Raw genomic sequence first — 21,396 nt, forward strand, 5'->3', positions numbered from 1 at the left:
CCCTTCGGAACGCCGAGGGCGGTGCCCGGTTCGAGGACCGGGCACCGCCCTTCTCGCTGCCATAAGAAATATGGGCGTTTCAATTCGGGGCGATCTTCCTAGGCTGGCGGCCGCCCCAGGAAGGCATGCTCATGAAATACCGTCTCGCGCTGACCGCTATCGCCCTCGGACTTCCCCTGCACGCGGGAGCGGGAAACGCTCACGCGGAAGGCATTCCGCTCGAGCCCGTCGCCGTGGACTCCGGTTCCGCGCTGCTCGATACCGATCTGGCCACCCAGCTCGGCACCGGGTCGGGGCAACTGGCCAGGGCTTTGCTGACCGGATCCAGCCAGTTGCAGCGCGGCTCCAACGCCGACATCGCAGGCAGCGGATCCGGCGATCTGGCGAGCTCCGGATCGGCGCTCGGCAATGACGTTCTGACCACAGGCTCGGCGCAGGCCCTCATCGGACCGGGCAGCGCACTGTCCGACCTCGTGCTCGGGGTCATGAGTTCGGGCTCGGGCAAAGGCTGGCTGCAGGGCTTCGGCTCACACGCACCGGTGGGCTGAAAACCCTTTGGCCCCCAATCTGTTACGCCGATAGCATCGTGATCGGCTGCGGAGTTCGGTTCCCACCTCCATGACCTATCCGAATCTCACCGCCAGGTCGCGGGTGCGACCGGCGAGATCGGAAATACTGCTGCCGTCGTAACCGGTTACGGCGCTGCGTAATCGGTCGTGCAGGGGAGCGGTCCACCGGGCAGGGATTCTCGATGCGCCGGTGAGAATGCCCGCCACGGAGCCGGCGGTCGCTCCGTTCGAGTCGGTGTCCCAGCCCGCCTGTACGGTCAGACCGATGGTGCGGGTGAAATCGCCTTCGCCCCAGAGTAATCCGGCGGCGATGCAGCAGGCGTTGCCGATCGCGTGCACCCAGTTGTAGCGGCCGTAGCGGGCGCGGATGGCGGCGTTGGAATGCTCCCACGGGAAGCCGCGACGGTGGTCTTCCAGGACCTCCGAGAGGCCGGCGGCCAGGCGGGAGCGCTCGGGGACGAACCGCTGCGCGGTGGTGAGGGCCGTGTGCGGGGAGTCGGCGGTGAAGGCGGCGGCGACCAGGGCCGCCGCCCACTGGGCGGCCCATGAGCCGTTGCCCACGTGGGAGATCGAGGCATCGCGGGCGGCCAGGGCGGCGGCGCGGGCGGGGTCGCCGGGGTTGGTGTAGCCGTGGATGTCGGCGCGGATGAGCGCGCCTATCCACTCGCGGTAGGGGTTTCGGAAGGTGGCGGTGTCGGGTGGGGTGTAGCCGTCGATGAGATTGCGGTAGGCGACGCGTTCGGCGGTGTAGGTCTGCAGGAAGGGGAGACGCTCCAGCCAGAGGGACGCCACATCGTCGGGGGTGAAGTCCGGGCCGTGCTGTTCGAGCAGGTGCAGGCCGAGGATCGTGTAGTCGAGGTCGTCGTCGCGGGGGCAGCCGTCGATGCGGTCGCGGGTGGATTCCGGCCAGGTCCAATGCAATTCGATGCCTTCGGGCATGGGATCGCGCACCGGGACGTAGTCGCGCAGGGGATAGCCGCCGGCCGGTTCGAGATAATCGCGGATGCGGGCGGGGGTCCAGACGAAGCCGTTCTCCAGCGGCTTGCCCAGGGTGCAGCCGGCGCAGCGGCCGAGCCAGCCGCCGTGGATGCGGTCGAACAGCTCGTCCGGCGGAAGGGCGGGTGCCTCAACCCGGGGACGCGAATCATCCACAGCGCCCGGCGCATTCACGTCCCGCCACTCCACATACGGCCAATCAGGCAGGGGCGCAGCGGATTCGATGCGCTCCAGCAGCCGCCAGCATGCCTTCTCCAGCGGTCGTTCGACGCGGCTGAGTTCGTACACCTCCTCGGTGAAGTCGTCTACCGCATAACCGGATTCACGGCGCTGACACCACTCGTAGAACAGCAGGGCACGCGGATCGGCCTCGTGATGGCCGAAGAACGCCGACTCTATCGATCCCACCGCACCCTCACAGGACGGCCATGGTCGCGTCCACCACCTCCGACAGCAGCGGCAGGGACTCGTCGCGCTGCGGCGCCCGCGCCCACCATCGGCCCTCGTGGGTGTGCCGGCCGAATCCCGTGGGCAGGATGACATTGCTGCGATGCGGGCCGATGTCGACGCTGTTGCGTTCCATCCGCTCGATGAACTCGTCCGCGGGATACCCGTCGAACACCGCCAGGAACGTGCGGCGCGGCGGCTGATCGCGCACCAGCACCGGGCCCGGGATGCCGCGCACCGTGAGTTCGCCGAGTATCAAGGCGCCCAACGGTTCCGGCGTGTTCAAGGCCGCCACGGTGTCCTGCAGCGACAGCACCACGAAACCCGGGGTGGTCACATGCACGTGCGGCAAACCGAACAGGGACCGGTACACCAGTGCCCATTCCTGCGGGGTCGTCAGCTCGTCCAACCGCACAATCCACCCCTCGTTCGGGCCCAGCTCCAACGACGGCGATGTCGATCGTCGGCACGAGCCGACCCTTTCCAGTGAAAACCGGCCGGGCCGTCGACGCCATCGGTTTGGGTGAATCGTTCGCAAACGGTTGTATCAATGCGCGAAACTCCCAGTGGCTGTACCCACCACGTGTCGAGCTCACGTGATTCCGCACGGCGCGGGGGTAACCTCGGTAACGAGACAGACACTCCGAACTGGAGGTTTCGTCATGCCGTGCGACTTGATGCTGATCGCCTACGACGGGTCCGAGAACGCCCGGCGCGCCGTGGAGTACGCGGGACGGTTCCTGGCCGCCGACAGAGCCGTGGTGCTCACCGCCTGGGAGCCCATGGTGCGGCAGGCGGCGCGCATGTCCGGGCTGTCCGGGGTCATGCAGCCGGAATGGGTGACCGACGAGGAGATCGAGGACGTCGCCTTCGTGGACGCCAAGACCATCAATTCCGAAGGGGTCCGGCTCGCCAAGCTGGCCGGACTCAATGCCGAAGCCCGCACCGTGGAATGCACGACCACCATCTGGAACGCCATCGTGGAGGTGGCCGACGAACTGGACGTGGACATCATCGTCGCGGGCACGCGCGGCGCCACCGGCATCCGGGCGCTCATGCACTCCAGCGTCGCGGACGCGGTGCTGAAGCACTGCCATCGGCCGGTGCTCATGGTGCCGCCCGGACGCGAACCCGACTCGAAACGCTGACGCCGCAACAGCATTGAACCCGCAGGTGCGGCAGGGTGACGAGAGCGACTGAGATCTGCGTCGCTCCCCCGCCCCCACGGCTCGCGCGGCGGACTAGGGTCGGAAAGACCATGGACGGATTTCTGCTCGCGACACCGGACGGGGTCCTACGCACGACCGGAACCCGCGCCGCGTACGACACCGCGCAGAGCGCTGCCGCCGCCCTGCGCGACGGCGCCGCCGACCTGATCGTCGGCGCACTGCCCTTCGAACCCGGACGGCCCGCCGCCCTGCGCGCGCCCGCCGAGGCCCTCCACACCGCCGGACCCTGGCGGCCCGCCGCGGTGCCCGCGCTGCCCGCCGTGCGCGTGGTCTCCGAAATGCCCAGTGCCGCAGAACATGTGGCGCGGGTGACGAAACTCGTCGAACAGCTCGGCGACCCGGCGCAGCCGCTGCGCAAGGTGGTCGCGGCGCGCTCCCTGCTCGCCGAAGCCGAGGAACCCCTCGATCCCGAGGTGGTGGCGGCGCACCTGGTGACCCGGCATCCGCGAGCCAATGTGTTCGCCGTGGACCTGACACCCGCCGGGCGGCCGGGCGACACACTGCTCGGCGCGACACCGGAAGTCCTGGTCGCCAAACAGGGCAATACCGTGACGCTGCGCCCGCTGGCCGGCACGCTGCCCCGGCTCGCCGATCCGGAGGCGGACCAGGCGCAGGCGCGAGAACTGTTGTCCAGCACCAAGAATCACGATGAGCACGCCTTCGTCATCGCATGGATCCGGGCGCGGCTCGAGACCGTGTGCGGTGAATTGACGATCCCGGACGCGCCGGAACTGCTCGGCACCCCCGAGGTCTGGCACCTGGCCACACCCATCAGCGGAAAGCTGAACGACCCGGGCATCTCGGCCCTGGACCTGGCCGTCCTGCTGCACCCCACACCTGCCATCTGCGGCACACCCACCGACCTCGCACTCGAAACCATCCTCGAGATGGAGGAGGATCGCGGCTTCTACGCGGGCGCGGTCGGCTGGTGCGACAGCCGCGGCGACGGCGAATGGGTGGTCGCCATCCGCTCCGCCGAACTCTCCGCCGACGGGCGCTCACTGCGCGCCTTCGGCGGCGGCGGCATCGTCGCGGCCTCGGACCCGCACACCGAACTGGTCGAAACCACCGCCAAGCTCCGCACCTTCCTCGGCAGCCTGAACTGCGCAGTCCCGAACTAGACGGGTTTCAGCCGGGCAATCGGTATGTGCATGATCACGTCAGGGCCGTCGACCTGCTAGGTTGGCTCGAGTTACGCACAAGCGTCGATGTATGGGAGTTCCGCGATGAAGTTTGCCGTCCCGGGTGCAGCAAGTGCTGTCGGTGGAGCCTTGGTCGGGCTGGCCGCAGTCCTGGTCATCACGATGGCGGCGTCGCAGGACAAGCGACCCGATATCGACCGCAGTGGCGACGCCTCCTCGTCGCTGCTGAACAACGTTGAGTACGGCGCCCGCTGACGGGCTGACCAAGGATCCAACCGCGGCGACCGGTCCGGTGGACCGGTCGCCGAACACTGAACCGCTGGGCCGCCGCTGGCTGCTCGGCACCTTTCTCGCCGCGTTCCTGCTGACGTTCCTGCAGGCGCCCGGCCGCACCGTCGCCGACACCAAATACGACCTGGCGCAGAATCCGCTCGGCTTCCTCGAGCGCGCGTCACACCTGTGGAGCAGTCAGGCTCCCATGGGACAGGTGCAGAACCAGGCGTACGGGTACTTCTTTCCGCACGGGGCGTTCTTCTCGCTGGGCCACCTGCTCGGCCTGCCCGCGTGGGTCACCCAGCGCATCTGGTGGGCGCTGCTGCTGCTCGCCGGCTGGTGGGGAATCATCAAACTCTGCGAGGTCCTGGGGATCGGCAGCCGCGGGTCGCGGATCATCGCCGCCACCACCTTCGCGTTGTCGCCGCGCGTGCTCACCACCCTGGGCTCGATCTCGTCGGAGACGCTGCCGATGATGCTGGCGCCGTGGGTTCTCCTCGGCCCCGCCGCGCTCGGGGTTGCGCTGCGGCGCAAGCGAAATGAGAGCCATCCGGCCTCAGCGCACACAATCGCGCGGGAAACTGCCGAAACGGCGGAATCAGAGCCGGAAGTGTGCGCTCAGGCCGGATCTCCCCGCTGGGGTGCGGCGACCCCGGCGGGGAGCGCGCTGGCACTGGCACTGATGGGGTCGGTCAACGCGGTGGCGACCGCCGCGGCGTTTCTGCCCGCCGCGCTGTGGTGGATCTCGTTCCAGCCGAATCGGCGATGGTGGCAGTTCACGCGGGCGTGGATTCCGCTGCTGGTGCTGGCCACCTTCTGGTGGGTGGTGCCACTGCTGTTGCTCGGCAAGGTGAGTCCGCCGTTCCTGGACTACATCGAATCGTCCGGGGTGACCACCCAGTGGGCCTCGCTCGGGGAGGTGCTGCGCGGGACCGACAGTTGGACGCCGTTCGTGTCGCCGGAGCGGATCGCGGGGGCGGTGCTGGTCACGCAGCCTGCCGCCGTGCTGGCCACCGGGATGCTGGCGGCGGCGGGCATGGCGGGATTGGCCATGCGGTCCATGCCGTATCGCGGACGGCTGGCGCTGATCCTGGGCGTGGGACTGGTCGGCATCTGCGCCGGATACGCCGGGCAGCTGGGCGGGCCGTTCGCCGAGCAGGTGCGGCTGTTCCTGGACTCCGGCGGCGCACCGCTGCGGAACGTGCACAAGCTGGAACCGCTCATCCGGCTGCCGCTGGTGCTCGGACTGGCGCAGCTGCTGAGCCGGGTGCCGCTGCCCGCCTCGGTGCCGATGCCGGTGTGGCGCAAAGCCTTCGCGCATCCGGAACGGGATCGGATGGTGGCGGTCGGGGCGCTGATCCTCACCGCGCTGGCACTGTCCACCTCACTGGCGTGGACGGGGAAGCTCGCACCGCGCGGGGATTACGACAAGGTGCCGGACTACTGGCACCAGACCGCGGACTGGCTGGCGCACAACGCCTCCGACACCCGCGCGCTGATCGTGCCGGGCGCGCCGTTCGCCAGTCAGGTGTGGGGACTGACGCGCGACGAACCCCTCCAGGCGCTGGCGAGCACCCCGTGGGCGGTGCGAGACGCCGTGCCGCTCAACCCGCCCGGAGCGATCCGGGCCATGGACTCGGTGCAGCGGCTCATCGCGGACGGGCGGCCCTCGACCGGGCTCGCGGCCACCCTCGCCGCTCAGGGCATCGGAATCCTGGTGCTGCGCAACGACCTCGACCCCGACACCTCGCGCTCCACGCGGCCGATGCTGGCGCACCGGGCCATCGAGGGATCGCCGGGGCTGACCAAGGTCACCGAATTCGGCGATCCGGTCGAAACCCCGAAAGCCGAAGGACTCGTCGCCGACAACGACCTACGACCCGCGTACCCGGCGATCGAGATCTACCGCGTCGAAGCCGAACCACCGGGCACGCCGGTCGCCGGACAGGGCGGGAACGGCGACGCGGCGCGTGCGAACGGCGATCCGGGCAGCACAACCGGCGGCGACGGTGGCTCCGCCGAGTCGGGCAATGCGGCGATCGAGGTGCGCAGCGGAACCGGTGCGCCCCAATCATTTCCCGGTGCTTACACGGTGCCGCTGGACAGCGTGCCCGTGGTCGAGGGCGGGCCGGAGGTGCTGGAGCGGCTGCGCCGGAATCCGGCCACATCGAACGGGCCCGTGCTGCTCGCGGCGGATGCGGCGGCGGCCGGGCTGCCGGTGCGCTCCCTCACCGTCACCGACACACCCATGGATCGGGAAGCCGACTTCGGGCGGGTGGACAACCACAATTCGGCGTTGCGGGCACCCACCGACGCCCGACGGACACACAATCTGGTGCCCGACTATCCGGTGCCCGGCGCGCAGCTGGTCGAAGGCGAATGGTCGGGGGCGACCGTCACCGTGTCGAGCGCTGCCGCCGATGCCACCCAGCTCGGCGGGGCCGCACCCGGCAGTTCGACCGCGGCGGTGGTGGACGGGGATCCGGCCACCGCGTGGATCAGCAACGGCACCGAACACGCACTGGGGCAGTGGCTTCGGCTGGATCTCGACAAGCCGGTCAGCTCGGGGGTGCTGCGGTTGACCACGAGCGCGGCCGCCATCGGCAGCCCGGTGAAATGGGTGGAGGTCGAGACCTCCAAGGGGACGGTGGCCGGGCGCATCGCCGAACCCGGTACGCCGGTGTCGATCTCGCTGCCGCCGGGGAAGACCGACTGGGTGAAGATCACCGCCACGCGCACCGAGAACGGCACCGCCGGTGGGCAATTCGGAATCGCGGAACTTCAGCTCGTCGACTACGCGGACGGCGACAATCCGGCCCCGATCGACATCCGGCATCGCACGGTGCTGCCGCCTACACCCGCAGGCGCGGAAGTGCTGGGCTGGGATCTCGGGCAGGAATTCCCCGGCCGCGGTGCGTGTTTCGACGCACCCGACCGGGTGCGCTGCAGCAAGGGGCTGGCGCTCGCCGCCGAGGAACCCGGCCTGTTCGAGCGCACGCTGTCCGTGCCCCAGCCGGTCACCGTGACACCGGAACTCACCGTCCGCACCCGGCCGGGTCCCGCGCTGGACGCGCTCATCACCGATCCGAATCGGCCGATCGCACGCGGACAGGCCGATGTCGGCGATCCGCGCGGGTCGGCACTCGCCGCCACCGACGGTGACCCACGCACCAGCTGGATCGCACCCGAAACCACGGTGCGCAACCCCACCGGGCCGAAACCCACACTGGTCATCGAACTTCCGGAACCGACACTGGTGACCGGACTGGAACTCACGCCGTCCCTGGGCGATCTGCCCGCCCATCCGACCTCGGTCATGGTGAATCTCGGCGCGGGCCCGCAGGTTCGCGAAATGGATGCGGACGCAGGCAAACCCACTCGCATCGAGCTGTACCCGGCCGTCACCGACCGCATCGAACTCAGCATCCAGTCGTGGAAGCCGGTGCTGGACCGCACCGCGCTCGGTTTCGCGCAGGATCAGCCCGCCGGGCTCGCCGAGATCAACGTCCTCGGCCCCGAATACCCGGCACCGGCCGATCCCGACCGGCTCATCACCATCGACTGCGCGCACGGCCCCACCATCGCCGCGGCCGGCCGCACCCTGCACACCACGGCCACCGGCACCGCAGCCGAATTGCGTTCCGGCGCACCGCTGCCCGCACAGGTCTGCGCGATGGACGACGCCGCCGACTCCACCTTCGACCTGCCCTCCGGCCGCATCGACGTGACCGTCGCACCGACCGAGCTGTTCAGCGTCGACGAGCTCCGGCTGCAGCGACCGGCGACACCCACCATCGCCGACGATCCGAATGCGGGTCTCGCCGAGTCGGATTCCGAGAGTTCGGGTCTCGACGCCGGGAATCCCGGTCGCACGCACGTGAATCCGGAGGACGCCCCGCTGTCCCCCTCATCGGTGCGGGCGCCCGAGGGAGCGCAGCTGCTGGTGCTGCCGCTGAGCACGAATGTCGGCTGGAAGGCCGAGACCGCCGACGGCCGCACCCTCGACCCGGTGGTGATCGACGGCTGGCAGCAGGCGTGGCTGGTGCCGGAGGGCGCCTCCGGGCCGATCACCGTCAGCTTCCCCGCCGACCGCTGGTACCGGGCGGCCATCTTCGGCGGCCTGCTGCTGCTCATTCCGCTTGTGGCGCTGGCCTTCCGGGCGGGAACGCGGCGCGTGCGCGATCCGGGTCCGGCGCCGCGCGCCTGGCAGAGCCGCACGGTCGGCGCGGTCGCTGTGACTGCCGCGGCCGGTCTGATCGGCGGGCCCACCGGGCTGGTGCTGGCGGTGGCGGGACTGCTCGCGGTGCGGTTCGCGCCCGGCAACTGGTCGCGCATTCTCGTCTGGACCGCCGGGCTGGGGACCGCCGTCTGTGCGGCGGCCCTGTCGACCGGGCCGTGGCGCTCACCCGAGGGATACATGGGCGGGTCGCTGTGGACACAGTTCCCGGCCTTGGTCGCGATCGTCGCGGTGGGGCTCGCCGCACTCCCGGCCCGCGATTCGGACTGAGGCTGCGGCGACTCCCTCGCAGGCGGTCGAACCCTGGGCTGCGAGAACCCCTATCCACCCCTTACCGATTCAGCCGAAGCGGCGGCGCGTCCACTGCCGGACCGGCTCTTCGACGAGCGCGAAACTGGCGGCGGCCAAGGGCAGCGTGAAGGCGACGGTCAGCACATAGACGATCACGAAATGCCCGCGGAACGGGACGATTCCGAACACCGGGAAAATGATCGACAGCACCGCCAGATGCCAGATGAAGATGCCGTAGGACCAGCGCCCCAGGGTCGCGGCTGTGCGGCTCTCCAGCCACCGGTGCCGGGTTTCCGGCCGCAGCACCAGCGGCGCCAGCAGGCTGAATCCGATGATCATGCCGAAGACGATCTTCATGACGTACTGCCACGGTTCACCCCGCGTCAGGCCGCGCAGGCCCGCGAGATCGGTGGCCGACAACAGCAGCGCGGTCACCGCGATCGGCCACATCAGCCACTGGTTGCCGACGATGCGACGCAGCCGCGGCACCGCCAGATCGGCGAGTTCGGCCAGCAGCATGCCGGCCGCGAACCACGGCAGATAACCGGGCAGCCAGTTGTCGGCGTGCGTGGCCTCCGGCGTCGGAATCGGCAGCAGGTTCCAGGTCAGGAAGAGCAGCCCGAACGCGAGCACCGCCGGAACCCGCCAGCGGGCGCGCGGGCCGCGCAACCACGCGAAGGCCAGCGCGATCAGCGGAAGCACAAGGTAGAAGGCGACTTCCACCGACAGACTCCACATCTGCGTGAGCCCGTCGGTGAGCGTGTACGACACGAACACCTGCGCCAGACCGAGATTCGCCAACCACACCCGCAGGCCCGCGGTGTGCGCCGCGCTCGGCAGCAGGATCAGCACCGCGACCACCACCACCCAGTACGCGGGCAGAATGCGCGCGGCGCGATGCAGGAGATAGCGCCCCGCGCTCGGGGCCGCGCCGAGTCCACGCGCCGCCGCAGCGTGCGGCCGCCACAGCAGGAAACCCGACAGCGCGAAGAACACCGCGACCGCCATATCGAAGCGCTCCCACACGCGACCCAGGACGGGGTGCGCGGTCGCGCCGGTCTGGAAGGCCACATGGGTGAGGACGACACCGAGCGCCGCCATCGCCCGCATGCCCTCGAGCGAGGGGACGAACCTGCCCAGGCGCGCCGCCGGCGGAACGTCGGTTCCGGCTGTTGCGGCCGGTTCGCGGGACGGGTGCAGGGTCGTGCTCATCGCGTCCAGTGTGCCTGGTACCTCCCGCGAGTGAGCATCTCGTGTTTGACTTACGGGCGTTTCGCGATGTTTTCCTGCCTCAGCGAGACGATGTATGGGCCCGGACTGTTAGTGTCGGGGCTCACGAGTGCGGCGCGGCGACCGCAGCACTCACAAGAACAACCTGTTCGACGACGAGGAGAACTTGCATGGCACTGAGTGCCGGTACCAGAAGGACGGTGGCCTGCCTGCTCGTGGGGCTGGGTGCGATGCTGCTCGTCGCCGCGATCCTGATCCCCACCTACACGGTGAGCCGACTCGCGAAAACACCGCTCGACCTGGAGATCACCACCGTCGCGGCCAACACTCCGGGATCCACCAGCGAGGTGCTGGACAGCAAGTCGCTGACCTCGCCGACCGGTTCGGCCACGGTCGACAAGAACGTCCCGCTGATCTCGCAGCGCTACCTCACCGTCGAAGAGCCGGCGAACGCCGAGGAGCTGACCGTGCAAGCCGGTCAGACCCTGCGGCGCACCGACAAGCAGGGCGACACCGGCCTGCTCACCGCCACCATCGACCGCGTGACCATCGACCGCAAGACCGGCATGCCGGTCGACGAGGTCGACGGCGGCCCCAACGGCTCCATCGCCGTCACGGTCAACAAGCAGGGTGAAGCGGCCATGGAGCCGGTGCAGCACACCGGCCTGCAGTACCGCTTCCCGATCGGCACCGAGAAGAAGACCTACCCGTACTTCGATCTCAACGCGCGCAAGACCTTCGACATCAACTTCGTCGAAGAGACCGAGATCAACAGCATGAAGGTCTACCACTTCCAGCAGTCCGTCCCGGTCACCGACATGTCGGCCGTGGTCAACACCCCCACCAACAAGCTGGCGCTGCCGGCCGCCAAGTGGGGTCTGGAAGGCGACGAGACCGTCACCATGACGCGCTTCTACACCAACACCCGCGACATCTGGGTGGAGCCGCAGACCGGCACCGTCATCAAGGGCGGTGAGCAGATTCACCTCTACTACGCCCGCCAGGGTGACAAGCCCGAGGTGACCGCGCTCAAGGCGAACATCGTCTTCGACGAGAACACCATCGAGTCGCAGATCGCCGTGGCCAAGGAGAACATCGACAAGCTGTCGCTGTACGGCCGCATCATGCCGATCATCCTCGGCGTCCTGGGCGCCATCGCCCTCATCGCGGGCCTCGTCCTCGGCTTCCTCGGCGGCAAGAACGACACCCCGGTCCGCCGCGTCGCCCCCGCCGGCGGCAACCCCTACCGCGCCCCCGGCGCCGGAGCGGGCAACGCCGACGCCCCGACCGAGCAGATCGACATCGGCAAGACCCAGCAGATCGACATGAACAAGGACAAGTAGTCCCCAGTCGAGACAAGCGGCCCCGCACCTTGAAGGTGTGGGGCCGCTCCCATTGCTGGGCAATCCCAAGGAGGGGCCTTCAAGATCACGGAGCTGTATTGGCGGGAATTTGTCCGTTCCGCCGCCACCAGAGCTCCCTCACCGAAAGCCGCGCGGGTGTAGGGGTGGGCGGAGGGGGGTGGGGTGGGGGTGGGAGCATTGCGGGCGTGTCCGTTGTACGCCGTCTGCCCGTCGTCGCGGATTTGACGTTGGTGACGGCGGGGGCGATGACGGCGAATGTGGCGGGGTATCTGCTGCAGCTGCTGGCCAGCCGGTGGTTGGGGGTTACCGGGTACAGCGAGTTCGCTAGCCTGCTGGCGGTGCAGTCGCTGTGTGCGGTGCCCGCCATCGCATTGCAGAACGTGGTGGCGCGGGAGCTGGTGCGGGGGGCGAGTGTCGCGGTCGCCCGGCAGTTGACGCTGCGGTGCGCGGCGCTGGTGACGGTGGTGGCGGCGCTGCTCGTCCCTATCGTGGCAGCCGTTCTGAAGGTCGGGGTCGGAGCCTCGGCGGCTGCTCTGTGCATGACGCCGGTGCTGGTGATGCTGTCCGGGGAACAGGGAATCCTGCAGGGTCGCAGCCGGTTCCGGGAGCTCGCCTGGGTGCTGGGTGGCGCAACCATCGCGCGCGTCACCCCGGCGCTGGCCTTGCTCGCCGCCGGAGCCGGAACGGCCCCGGCACTGTGGGCGGCTGCCGCCGGCCTCGGTGTGGCCACGGCCGTCGCCCGCCGCGCCACCGACACCCACCAGACATTCCGACGGCCCACCGGAAATTCCGCCTCCGCATCGGCTGTCGGCGTGCAGGACACAGGCACCGGACGCTCCCGGCGTTCCCATCCGACGGACAACCACCATCCGGAATCCGGCGAGCACGAAGCCGGAACCACCACGAATCCGACCAGCGCGGGCGACGCGCTCGCACCGTCGGTCGAGTTCGATTCGCTTGCCGACGAGGCAGTTTCGGCAGTCGTGCGGGCACCCGGTGCCGGAGTCGCGGGGCGGGTGCGGGCGTATGCGGCCAGTGTCGGCCCCGTGATGCGGGCCGGGCAGGTGCAGGCGGCGTTGATCGCCCTGTCGTCGGCGGATTTGATCGTGTCGCGGATCGTGCTGAGCGAGCAGGACGCCGGACTGTACGCGCTCGGGGCCATCGCGACGAAAATTGCTTTCTGGTTGCCGCAGGCCGTGGGAGTCGTGCTGTATCCGCGGATGGCGGAGGCCCGGCACTCGGCTCGGGCGGTGCGCGCGGCGCTCGCCGTCCTGACGGCGGTGGGGGCGGTGGCGGTCGCGGTGGCGGCGGCAGCAGCGCCACTCGCGCCGATGCTGGCGGGACAGGACTACGCACCCGTGCAGGGGCTGCTCTGGCTGTTCGCGCTCAACGGGGCGCTGCTGGCCGTACTGCAGGGAGCGCTGCTGTCGGCCATCGCCACCGACCGGACAGCGCCCGCCGCGATCACGTGGATCGGGTTGGCCGCCGGTGTGGCCGCCATGCTCGCCTGCGCACAGTCGGTGGCCGGGCTGATCGGAATCGCCACGGCCACAGCCGCAGTCACCACAGCGGTGATCGCCGCGATCGCGGTGCGGACGGTGCGCAACTCCAACAAAAGCAGCAGCAACGCAGTCGACAGCGGCAACGCAGGCAGCGGCAACGTCGGCGACAGCAGCAACGCGAACAGCAGCAACGTCGACGACAGCGGCAACGTCGACGACAACGGCAACACGAACAGCGACAGCGACAGCGGCAGCTCCGACAGCCGCTGGGCCGATGGGGGTAGCAGTGGCGGCGGCGATGGAAGTGATTCCAGCGTCCCCGGTTTCGAGGCACGTGGAACGTAGGGTGCCCGGTGTGAGTGCGGAGGGCCGCGAGCGGCGGTGGATCAGGTTGGTACCTGCGGGATACAGCCTGGTGCTGGCGCTGCTCGTGGTCGGGCCGCTGCTGGGACCCGGATATCTGCTGCTGCGCGACGCGGTGAGTACGCCGCGCTCCTATCTCACGGATTCGGCGCTGGGGCTGGGTGACGCCGCGCCCCGCGCCGTACCGCAGGATGCGCTGATCGCCGTCCTGTCGACGGTGATCGACGGCGGCCTGATCGTCAAAACCATTCTGGTGGTGGCGATCTGGCTCGCAGGCTGGGGCGCGGCAGTCCTCGCACGTGAACTCCTGCACGTCTCCACCGCGCCGCAACTGGTCGCATCCACCGTGGCCATCTGGAACCCCTATATCGCCGAACGCCTGCTGCAGGGCCACTGGAGCCTGCTCACCGGCTACGCATCCCTCCCGTGGATAGCCCTGCTGGCCAACCGTTTACGCACCACCGACCGCCCCTTCCCCACCTGGGCGGCCCTCACCGGCTGCCTGGCCGCCGCCGGTCTCACCCCCACCGGGTCCCTGCTCGCCGGATGCGTGGCCGCACTGCTCGTCGGATTCCGCAAACTCCCAGGCGTAGTGGCGATCTGGCTCGCCACCTCCGCCCCCTGGCTGGTCGCCACCGCCCTGTCCGGAGCCGCCTCCGCCCCCTCCGACCCCGCAGGCGTGGCCGCCTTCGCCGCCCGCGCCGAACCCGGCCTCGGAACCCTCGGCAGCCTCGCCGGATTGGGCGGCATCTGGAACAGCACCGCCGTACCCGGCACCCGCACAACCCTGTTCGCCCTGATCGGAACGATCATCCTGCTCGGCTTGGTCGCCACCGGACTGCGCGCGGTCCTCGGCCACCCCGTGGATCGTGCGAAGACCGGCGGCGCATCCACAACGCGACCTTCTGGTGACTCGAACCCGCCGCCCAATACTGCAGCGGCATTCTCGTCATTCCGGCGCGCTTTTGGCCGGAATCCACACGATCTGATGCGGCACTACAGCGGTGGATCCCGGCCAAAACCATGCCGGGATGACGGAGGACGAGCCGAGCGCCGTCGCAGTACCGACCGCGAAGCGGCTGCGTCCGCCGACTCCGGAGCGCACGGTCTGCCGCGCAGAACCGTGCAGGGCGGCGACTTCACCGCCTCCGCGCATTCGCCGGCCGATCACGATGCGCGAGGCGTTATCCCCGGCGGCCGCGGGGCGGGCTCCACAGGTGGGGGCGGGCGGATCGCCGAATCCGCTGCGCGACATACTCGCCGGGTATTGCTCGGCGTGGCGGCGGTGGCGATCGTGGTGGCCGCGGCGGGCGCGACGGGCTGGGGCCTGTCGATCGGCGAGTGGCTGGTCGCGCACGTCCCGGGGGCGGGATTGCTGCGGGATACGCAGAAGTATGTCGCGCTGGCCATGCCCGCGTTCGCGCTGTGCGCCGCCGCCGGATGCGGTGTGATCGCCGCCCGGATTCGATCGGCCGCAACACTCGAAGCCGATGCTGCGGACGCCGTCGATGCCGAACGCACCGGCGCCGGCCGCGTGCCTGGGACCGACTGCTCAGCGCTCGATCGCAGCGGCGACAACGGCGATGCGGATGCCGTCCGCATGCGCGCTGAGGACGGTCCACGCAACGGTTTCGGAGATGCGGATCGCGAGACTCTCAGTGGCGCTGCCGCATCCGTGATGGTGACGCACTCGGTAGCAGGACAGCCTGCCTACCGGGGCCGAACTGCCGGTGTTGCAGCTGTTTTCATTGCGCTGCTGTTCGTGTCACTGCCGGATCTGGCGTGGGGTGTGGGCGGGCAGGTGCGGGCCGTGGAGTATCCGGCGGGGTGGGAGCGGGTGGCGGGGATGGTCGAGGGGCCGGGGGATGTGGCGGTGCTGCCGGGAGGGATGTTCCGGAAGTTCCGGTGGGCGGGGGACGCGCCCGTGCTGGATCCGGCACCGCGGATATTGCCGCGGGATGTGTTGCAGACCGGGGAGCTTCCGGTTCGGGGTGGGAGCGTGGCCGGGGAGGGGAATCGGGCGCGAGAGGTGGAACAGCTACTGCTGCACGGGGGTTCGGCGGCCGAGCTCGGGCGGCTCGGGGTCGGGTGGGTGCTGGCGGAGAAGGGCACGCCGGGTCCGGTCGGGGATTCGAAAAGCACACTGGGACAGTTGAATTCCGTGTACTCGGACTCGAGTCTGGAGCTTTACCGGGTGCCCGGGGAGATCACCGGGCACGACGCTTCGGCGAGCGCGCGGCGCATCGCGGGAGCGGCTCACTTACTGTGGGGGGCACTGCTTTTCGGGGGATTGCTGGTGGCGGCCGGGGCCGGGAGGGTTACTCCTTCGGGAATCCCACGTGGAATCCGTACGCGATGATGACTACGGCGACAGCGGATATGGCCGCGATGCTCCACATGCCGGGAGCCTACGACGATGCGAAAAGCCATGTGCGCTAATTGAGATAGTTCGCGGCGAACCACAGTGCGCCGCTCCGACTCTGAAACGCCAACGGGCCCGCAGGGTTGCGACGGTCGAACCCGGAACCGCTACTGCTCCACCAGGCGGGGGCGGCCCGGAGCTGAATTACTAGTGCTCCACCAGGGCGGCTGCGACCAAGCCGGAGACGCGGTCGCCGCGGGCTACCGCCGACAGCACCTCGTAGACGCCGTTTCCGGTTTGCTCCCAGGAGAATTCGCGGGCGCGGGCGCGGGCCTTCTCGCCCAGGACGGTGCGGGCTTCGGGGTCGTCGAGGAGGTCGCCGACGGCGGAGGTGAGCTGGGCGGGGTCGTCGACGAGGAGGCCGGTGACGCCGTCGACTATGGAGTCGGTGAGGCCGCGGGAGCTGCGGTAGCCGACGGTGGGTACGCCGTGCTGGGCGGCTTCGATGACGGCCAGGCCCCAGCCTTCCTTGCGGGAGGGCATGACGTGGACCCAGGCGCGGGCGAGCAGTTCGTGTTTGCGGTGCTCGTCGACGTGGCCGTGGAAGGTGACGGCGTCGGCGATGCCGAGGTCGCGGGCGTGTGCGCGGAGGTTGTCGGACCACCAGCCGTCGCCGATCACATCCAGGTGCAGACCGGGGATGCGGGCACGCAGGCCGGCGGCCACCGCCATGGCGTCCTCGATCTGCTTGTGCGGGACCAGGCGGGAGAGGACGACGATGCTGGGGTGCGCGGTGCGGGTGCTGTCGTCACCGGCGGGGAGGTCCGCGGGCAGCGGTTCGGCGCCATTGCGGACGACCGCGATGCGGGAGCCCTCCACGCCCAGCGCGGTCAGTTCTTCCGCCGAGGGTAGGGAGACCGTCAGGTACTGGTTGTTGCGGTGGACGCGCGGGGACAGCCGGGATTCGATCCACCAGCCGATGCGGCCGACCAGTTTGCCCGCCACCGGCCACTGCTCACGATGACCGTGATGCACGAGCACCACGGTCGGCGCCTGTGAGGCCGCGCGCGCGAAGAAGGGAATGCCGTTCTGGGTATCGATCACCGCGTCCGGTCGCACATCCCGCAGCGGGCCGAGGCCGAGCCGCCCGAGCGCGATGGCCGCCAGTGCCCGCGGATAAACGGTGTACCGTCCGCCGCCGCGACTGATGTCGATGCCGTCGATGCGTTCCCGCTTGGCCGCTCCCGGATACCGGGCGGTCCGCAGCGTCACCTTCACACCCTGGGCCGCCAGTTGCGCACCGACCTGCTCCAGATACCGCTCACTGCCCCCGCCCTGCGGATGCCCGGTGTCGCGCCAGCACAGCAGCAGCACTTCACGCACGGGCGGATCTCCAGGGTTCATGCACGGGGGCGACGGACAATGGGCTCCACCATATAGCCCGAATGCTGTCTATGGACCAGCAGTGGTCACATGACCTGGTCAGTCACCACTCTCGTGAAAGCTCTCAGGGGCGTTGCCCCTGAAACCCCTGAGGCCCCGGGAGGTCGTCTGCGCAGCCCGTCATCCCAGCGCAGCCCCGCCATCCCGGCGCGCTTTTGGCCGGGATCGACACGGATAGCGTGCGTCGCTCTGTGGAACCCGGCCAAAAGCATGCCGGGATGACGGGAGTGGCATCGCGGAATAGGTGTCGCTGGGGGTGCGAGAGTGCGGTCCGAAGGGTGGGGTGGGCGGCGGCTGTGCGAGACTTTCCGCCGTGCTTCGAGCCGAGCAGACCCTTTCGAGCGGGGCGGTCAACCGTCCGCGCTTCGCCCGTCGCGCCACTTTGCGGCGGTCGCTACGGCTGCTGGGCAGTTTCAAATACGCGCAGACGGATCCGGCCGTGTTCTACGGCGGGGTGGCCAGCGATACCGCGGATCTGGTGGGCGATTTCTATCGGGATCTGACGGGGCGGTCGTTGAACGGGACGATCGTGCTGGATGTGGGCGGCGGACCCGGGTATTTCGCGGACGAGTTCGGAAAAGTGGGGGCGCGGTATCTGCCCGTGGAGCCGGATCCGTCGGAGATGCACGCGGCGGGGTTGCGGGTCGCGGGGGCGGTGCGCGGGTCGGGGATGGCGCTGCCGTTCCGGGACGATGCGGTGGATGTGTGCATCTCGTCGAATGTGGCCGAGCATGTGCCGCGGCCGTGGGTCATGGCCGACGAGATGCTGCGGGTGACGAAACCCGGTGGGCTCATGGTGTTCTCGTACACCGTCTGGCTGGGGCCGTTCGGTGGGCACGAGACCGGCCCGTGGCATTACCTGGGTGGTGAGTACGCGGCGCGGCGGTATCGGCGCAAGCAGGGCCGGGAGCCGAAGAATCGGTTCGGGAAGTCGCTGTTCGCGGTGAAGGCGTCCGATGGTCTGCGCTGGGCGCGGGAAACTCCGGAGGACGTGGAGATTCTGTCGGTCTTTCCGCGTTATCACCCGCGTTGGGCGTGGTGGCTGGTGCGGGTGCCGGGCCTGCGGGAACTGCTGGTGAGCAATCTGGTGGTGGTGGCCACCAAGAAACCCGGTGCGGCCCAGGCGGATTCGACCGTGCGCGGTTCAGCGTTCGAGATGGCCGCGGCGCCAGAATCGGCGTAATCCATTGGAGCGGACCGGTTCGCTCCACGGTGACTCCTGGGTAGCCAACCCGACGGTCTCCATTGCGGTCAATCCGACCTGTCCGGCCAGAGCATTCACCGCAGCAACCGCTTCCGCGGCTTGCAATGCGGCCGTTGCCTGTTCGGTGGTGAGGGTGCGGCCGGGCAGGAAGGAGACGACCCATCCGCCTATGCCGACGCTTTTCGCCTGATGCGGGGTGAGATCACTGGTCATCAGCGACCGACCGACCACTTGCACCGCCATGACTCGGACTCCCCTGTGCGGTAACGGTTCAATTATCGAGCGAGCTATCCACGGTAGCTATAAAGCATGCTCGCTACGCCTGCCGAATGCAATAGTGCGTTCAGCGAAAAGCGAACCGACAGGTTGGGATTCGATTTTCCGGAGTGCTCGCAATTAGCCACCGGTATGCACGACCCTGCGTACCCGGCGAAGGTCAGAGATCGGACATGACCAGACGTAGCGCCGGCTGATCCTTGCGGCCGGGGCGCGGTGGAACGGCGACGACCTCCACGCGCCAGCCCGGCGGCAGCACCTTCTGCAACTGGCTCGCAGCCCGATGCATCGGCGTGCTCGCGGGCGCGGGCGCCAGTCCGGTTAACTCCGGGAGAATGAAAGCGTCGATGTCCACATCGGTCATGCCATTCGCCTACCTTTCGCGTATCGAACCAGCACGTTCGGCCGATGACCGGAAAAGCGCGGTCCAGCGGCCGCGGTAAAGAACATACCAACAGCTAATTTGAAGCAACCGACCAGAGTGGCGGCGAGACGAAACCATGCAGAGCATAAGCCACCGGCAGGCAAACGGAATTGCGAACCGCAATCCGAATGCGGAGTCTGCGAATCGAATTGCAAACCACCGAGTCGAATTGCACCCGGATCCCGGTGGCCGGGATCTGTCCGGAAGATGCCACGAACAGGAACCGGCCAAAACTGTAACGTGTTCTCATGGAGTACCCGAGCCTGTTCATCGGCGGTAAGTGGACCGCACCCGCGAGCGCCGACCGCGTCCCCGTGGTCTCGCCCGCCACCCTCGAAACCGTGGGCAGCGTGCCCGCCGTGACCAATGCCGACGTGGACGCCGCGGTCGCCGCCGCGCGCCGCGCCTTCGACAGCGGGCCGTGGCCGTCGACGCCGCCGGAGGAGCGCGCCGAGGTGCTCACCCGCGTCTCCCAGCTGCTCGATCAGAAGGTCGGCGACCTGGTCACGGCCCTGTCGGCGGAGATGGGCGCGCCCGCGCTCGCGGCCAATACGCTCAACTACTTCCCGGCCAAGGCGACGCTCGATTTCTTCGCCGGGCTCGGGAAGTCGTTCCCGTGGACCGAAACCCGCACCGGCATGTTCGGCACCTCGCGGGTATCGCGGGAACCGGTCGGCGTGGTGGCCGCGGTGATCGCCTGGAATGTCCCGCTCTTCCTGGCCATCAACAAGCTCGCGCCCGCGCTGCTGGCCGGCTGCACCGTGGTGCTCAAGCCCGCGCCGCTGACGCCGCTGTCGGCGAATATCGTGGCCGAGCTATTCGCCGAGGCCGGACTTCCCGAGGGCGTGCTGTCGGTGCTGCCGGCCGATGCGGAAGTCTCCGAATACCTGATTTCGCATCCCGATGTGGACAAGGTGACGTTCACAGGGAGCACGGCTGTCGGTCGCAAGATCGCCGCCATTGCCGGAAAACAACTGAAACGCTGCTCCCTCGAATTGGGTGGCAAGTCCGCAGCAATCCTGCTGCCGGATATGGACATCGCGGATATCCCCAAGCTCGCCTTCGCCGGTCTGATGAACAGCGGCCAAGCGTGCGTGGCCCAAACCCGCATTCTCGCGCCGCGCACACGGTACGACGAAATCCTCGGCGCGCTCACCGAATCCATCGGTGCGCTGCCCGTCGGACTGCCCAGCGACCCGGCCGCACAGCTCGGCCCGCTCATCTCCGAACGACAGCGCGAACGCGTGGAGGGATACATCGAGAAGGGCAAAGCCGAAGGGGCACGGCTGATCACGGGCGGCGACCGGCCGGACGGTCTCCCCGGCTGGTACGTGAACCCGACCGTCTTCGCCGACGTGTCCAACTCCATGACCATCGCCCGCGAGGAAATCTTCGGACCGGTCCTGTCGGTACTCCCCTACGACACCGAGGACGAAGCGGTCGCCATCGCCAACGACAGCGACTACGGCCTGGCCGGTTCCGTCTGGACCACCGACATCGAGCACGGCATCGAAATCGCCTCGCGCGTAAGGACGGGCACCTACGCCATCAACTGGTACGCCTTCGACCCCTGCGCCCCGTTCGGCGGCTACAAGACCTCCGGCATCGGCCGCGAGAACGGACCCGAGGGCCTCGACGCCTACTGCGAGCAGAAGTCCGTCCTCATGCCGATGGGCAGCTGAACTTCACGAGAAGGGCTCGCCCACATCATCATTCGTTCATGGTCGGTCGGCCACCCTACTGGCCATGAACGCGTACCACGCCGCCCCGCAGCAGAAGACCAACACGCTCGCCATCGTCACCCTGGTGACGGGCATCCTCGGCCTCTGCCTCATCCCGTGGATTCTCGGCGCCATCTCGCTGGGCCAGATCAAGAAGTCGGGCGAGAAGGGCCGCGGCATGGCGATCTGGGGCATGGTCATCGCCGTGGCCTGGACGATCATCGGCATCATCGTCGGGGTCGCCTCCGCGATGAACGCCGAGTCCGCCGAAACCGTCGAGGGCCTGCGCCTGCTGACCCAGACCGTGGCCTGACAGTACGAAA

At 68.9% G+C, this 21,396-nt stretch carries 16 protein-coding genes and 1 pseudogene; 11 read left to right on the plus strand and 6 right to left on the minus strand.

The genetic code is table 11. The features are described 5' to 3' along the window. Positions 1-131 precede the first annotated feature (131 nt). Positions 132-548: a hypothetical protein gene (locus H0264_RS00170; RefSeq protein WP_181582072.1), complete on the plus strand. Its 417-nt coding sequence runs from the start codon at positions 132-134 to the stop codon at positions 546-548. 75 nt (positions 549-623) lie between these two features. Here the strand turns inward: H0264_RS00170 and H0264_RS00175 are convergent, their stop codons facing one another. Together H0264_RS00175 and H0264_RS38215 are read right to left on the minus strand one after the other, a co-directional pair. Next, a complete protein-coding gene (locus H0264_RS00175) occupies positions 624-1,973 on the minus strand; it encodes an ADP-ribosylglycohydrolase family protein (RefSeq protein WP_220139927.1) in 1,350 nt (449 codons plus the stop codon). 7 nt (positions 1,974-1,980) lie between these two features. Beyond that, on the minus strand, positions 1,981-2,421 hold the full coding sequence (locus H0264_RS38215) for a hypothetical protein (RefSeq protein WP_220139928.1): 441 nt from the start codon (positions 2,419-2,421) through the stop codon (positions 1,981-1,983). A 253-nt stretch (positions 2,422-2,674) separates the two neighbouring features. Between H0264_RS38215 and H0264_RS00180 the strand changes: the two genes are divergently transcribed. From H0264_RS00180 to H0264_RS00195, 4 genes are all read left to right on the plus strand, one after another. Then, on the plus strand, positions 2,675-3,160 hold the full coding sequence (locus H0264_RS00180; protein WP_181582074.1) for a universal stress protein: 486 nt from the start codon (positions 2,675-2,677) through the stop codon (positions 3,158-3,160). A 110-nt stretch (positions 3,161-3,270) separates the two neighbouring features. After that, the gene (locus H0264_RS00185) at positions 3,271-4,362 is read left to right on the plus strand and encodes an isochorismate synthase (RefSeq protein WP_181582075.1); all 1,092 of its coding nucleotides are present in this window, start codon (positions 3,271-3,273) and stop codon (positions 4,360-4,362) included. Positions 4,363-4,467: 105 nt separating this feature from the next. After that, positions 4,468-4,638 (plus strand): DUF2613 domain-containing protein, encoded by a 171-nt coding sequence (locus H0264_RS00190; RefSeq protein WP_181582076.1) that lies wholly within the window; start codon positions 4,468-4,470, stop codon positions 4,636-4,638. Positions 4,639-4,675: 37 nt separating this feature from the next. After that, a complete protein-coding gene (locus H0264_RS00195) occupies positions 4,676-9,163 on the plus strand; it encodes an alpha-(1->3)-arabinofuranosyltransferase (RefSeq protein ID WP_244976318.1) in 4,488 nt (1,495 codons plus the stop codon). A gap of 69 nt (positions 9,164-9,232) precedes the next feature. Here the strand turns inward: H0264_RS00195 and H0264_RS00200 are convergent, their stop codons facing one another. Next, positions 9,233-10,396: an acyltransferase family protein gene (locus tag H0264_RS00200; RefSeq protein WP_181582077.1), complete on the minus strand. Its 1,164-nt coding sequence runs from the start codon at positions 10,394-10,396 to the stop codon at positions 9,233-9,235. Between the two features lie 188 nt (positions 10,397-10,584). Between H0264_RS00200 and pgfA the strand changes: the two genes are divergently transcribed. From pgfA to H0264_RS39435, 3 genes and pseudogenes are all read left to right on the plus strand, one after another. After that, a complete protein-coding gene (pgfA, locus tag H0264_RS00205; RefSeq protein ID WP_181582078.1) occupies positions 10,585-11,757 on the plus strand; it encodes a cell envelope lipid trafficking protein PgfA in 1,173 nt (390 codons plus the stop codon). A gap of 206 nt (positions 11,758-11,963) precedes the next feature. Further along, positions 11,964-13,625 carry a polysaccharide biosynthesis protein gene (locus tag H0264_RS38375; protein ID WP_244976071.1) on the plus strand — a complete coding sequence of 554 codons (1,662 nt, stop codon included), beginning with the start codon at positions 11,964-11,966 and terminating at the stop codon, positions 13,623-13,625. A 10-nt stretch (positions 13,626-13,635) separates the two neighbouring features. After that, positions 13,636-14,508 (plus strand): annotated as a pseudogene (locus H0264_RS39435) (MmpA family trehalose lipid delivery protein); the annotation flags it as partial. Positions 14,509-16,212: 1,704 nt separating this feature from the next. Here H0264_RS39435 and H0264_RS00220 read toward each other — a convergent pair. Continuing rightward, the gene (locus H0264_RS00220) at positions 16,213-17,388 is read right to left on the minus strand and encodes a glycosyltransferase family 4 protein (protein ID WP_181582079.1); all 1,176 of its coding nucleotides are present in this window, start codon (positions 17,386-17,388) and stop codon (positions 16,213-16,215) included. Between the two features lie 373 nt (positions 17,389-17,761). On the opposite strand from H0264_RS00220, the gene H0264_RS00225 reads away from it, so the two are divergent. Further along, the gene (locus H0264_RS00225; RefSeq protein WP_181582080.1) at positions 17,762-18,631 is read left to right on the plus strand and encodes a class I SAM-dependent methyltransferase; all 870 of its coding nucleotides are present in this window, start codon (positions 17,762-17,764) and stop codon (positions 18,629-18,631) included. Here H0264_RS00225 and H0264_RS00230 read toward each other — a convergent pair. Together H0264_RS00230 and H0264_RS00235 are read right to left on the minus strand one after the other, a co-directional pair. Then, positions 18,593-18,895, minus strand: a complete 303-nt coding sequence (locus H0264_RS00230) for a hypothetical protein (RefSeq protein ID WP_181582081.1) — start codon at positions 18,893-18,895, stop codon at positions 18,593-18,595. The genes H0264_RS00225 and H0264_RS00230 overlap by 39 nt on opposite strands. A gap of 193 nt (positions 18,896-19,088) precedes the next feature. Continuing rightward, the gene (locus tag H0264_RS00235) at positions 19,089-19,292 is read right to left on the minus strand and encodes a hypothetical protein (RefSeq protein ID WP_181586140.1); all 204 of its coding nucleotides are present in this window, start codon (positions 19,290-19,292) and stop codon (positions 19,089-19,091) included. Positions 19,293-19,600: 308 nt separating this feature from the next. Here H0264_RS00235 and H0264_RS00240 point away from each other — a divergent pair, with 308 nt between their 5' ends. Then, entirely contained in the window at positions 19,601-21,034 is a 1,434-nt protein-coding gene (locus H0264_RS00240; protein WP_181582082.1) for an aldehyde dehydrogenase, read from the plus strand. Between the two features lie 64 nt (positions 21,035-21,098). Further along, the gene (locus H0264_RS00245; protein WP_181582083.1) at positions 21,099-21,386 is read left to right on the plus strand and encodes a DUF4190 domain-containing protein; all 288 of its coding nucleotides are present in this window, start codon (positions 21,099-21,101) and stop codon (positions 21,384-21,386) included. The last annotated feature ends 10 nt before the right edge of the window (positions 21,387-21,396 follow it).

Source organism: Nocardia huaxiensis (assembly GCF_013744875.1).
In the GTDB taxonomy this organism is placed as follows: Bacteria; Actinomycetota; Actinomycetes; order Mycobacteriales; family Mycobacteriaceae; genus Nocardia; species Nocardia huaxiensis.

Excerpts from the sequence above, each read along its gene's own strand:
- H0264_RS00170 (WP_181582072.1), top strand. The coding sequence starts at position 132 with ATGAAATACCGTCTCGCGCTGACCGCTATCGCCCTCGGACTTCCCCTG.
- H0264_RS00200 (WP_181582077.1), bottom strand. The coding sequence starts at position 10,396 with ATGAGCACGACCCTGCACCCGTCCCGCGAACCGGCCGCAACAGCCGGA.
- H0264_RS00240 (WP_181582082.1), top strand. The coding sequence starts at position 19,601 with ATGGAGTACCCGAGCCTGTTCATCGGCGGTAAGTGGACCGCACCCGCG.
- H0264_RS00245 (WP_181582083.1), top strand. The coding sequence starts at position 21,099 with ATGAACGCGTACCACGCCGCCCCGCAGCAGAAGACCAACACGCTCGCC.
- H0264_RS00190 (WP_181582076.1), top strand. The coding sequence starts at position 4,468 with ATGAAGTTTGCCGTCCCGGGTGCAGCAAGTGCTGTCGGTGGAGCCTTG.
- H0264_RS00185 (WP_181582075.1), top strand. The coding sequence starts at position 3,271 with ATGGACGGATTTCTGCTCGCGACACCGGACGGGGTCCTACGCACGACC.
- pgfA (WP_181582078.1), top strand. The coding sequence starts at position 10,585 with ATGGCACTGAGTGCCGGTACCAGAAGGACGGTGGCCTGCCTGCTCGTG.
- H0264_RS00180 (WP_181582074.1), top strand. The coding sequence starts at position 2,675 with ATGCCGTGCGACTTGATGCTGATCGCCTACGACGGGTCCGAGAACGCC.
- H0264_RS00230 (WP_181582081.1), bottom strand. The coding sequence starts at position 18,895 with ATGGCGGTGCAAGTGGTCGGTCGGTCGCTGATGACCAGTGATCTCACC.
- H0264_RS00235 (WP_181586140.1), bottom strand. The coding sequence starts at position 19,292 with ATGACCGATGTGGACATCGACGCTTTCATTCTCCCGGAGTTAACCGGA.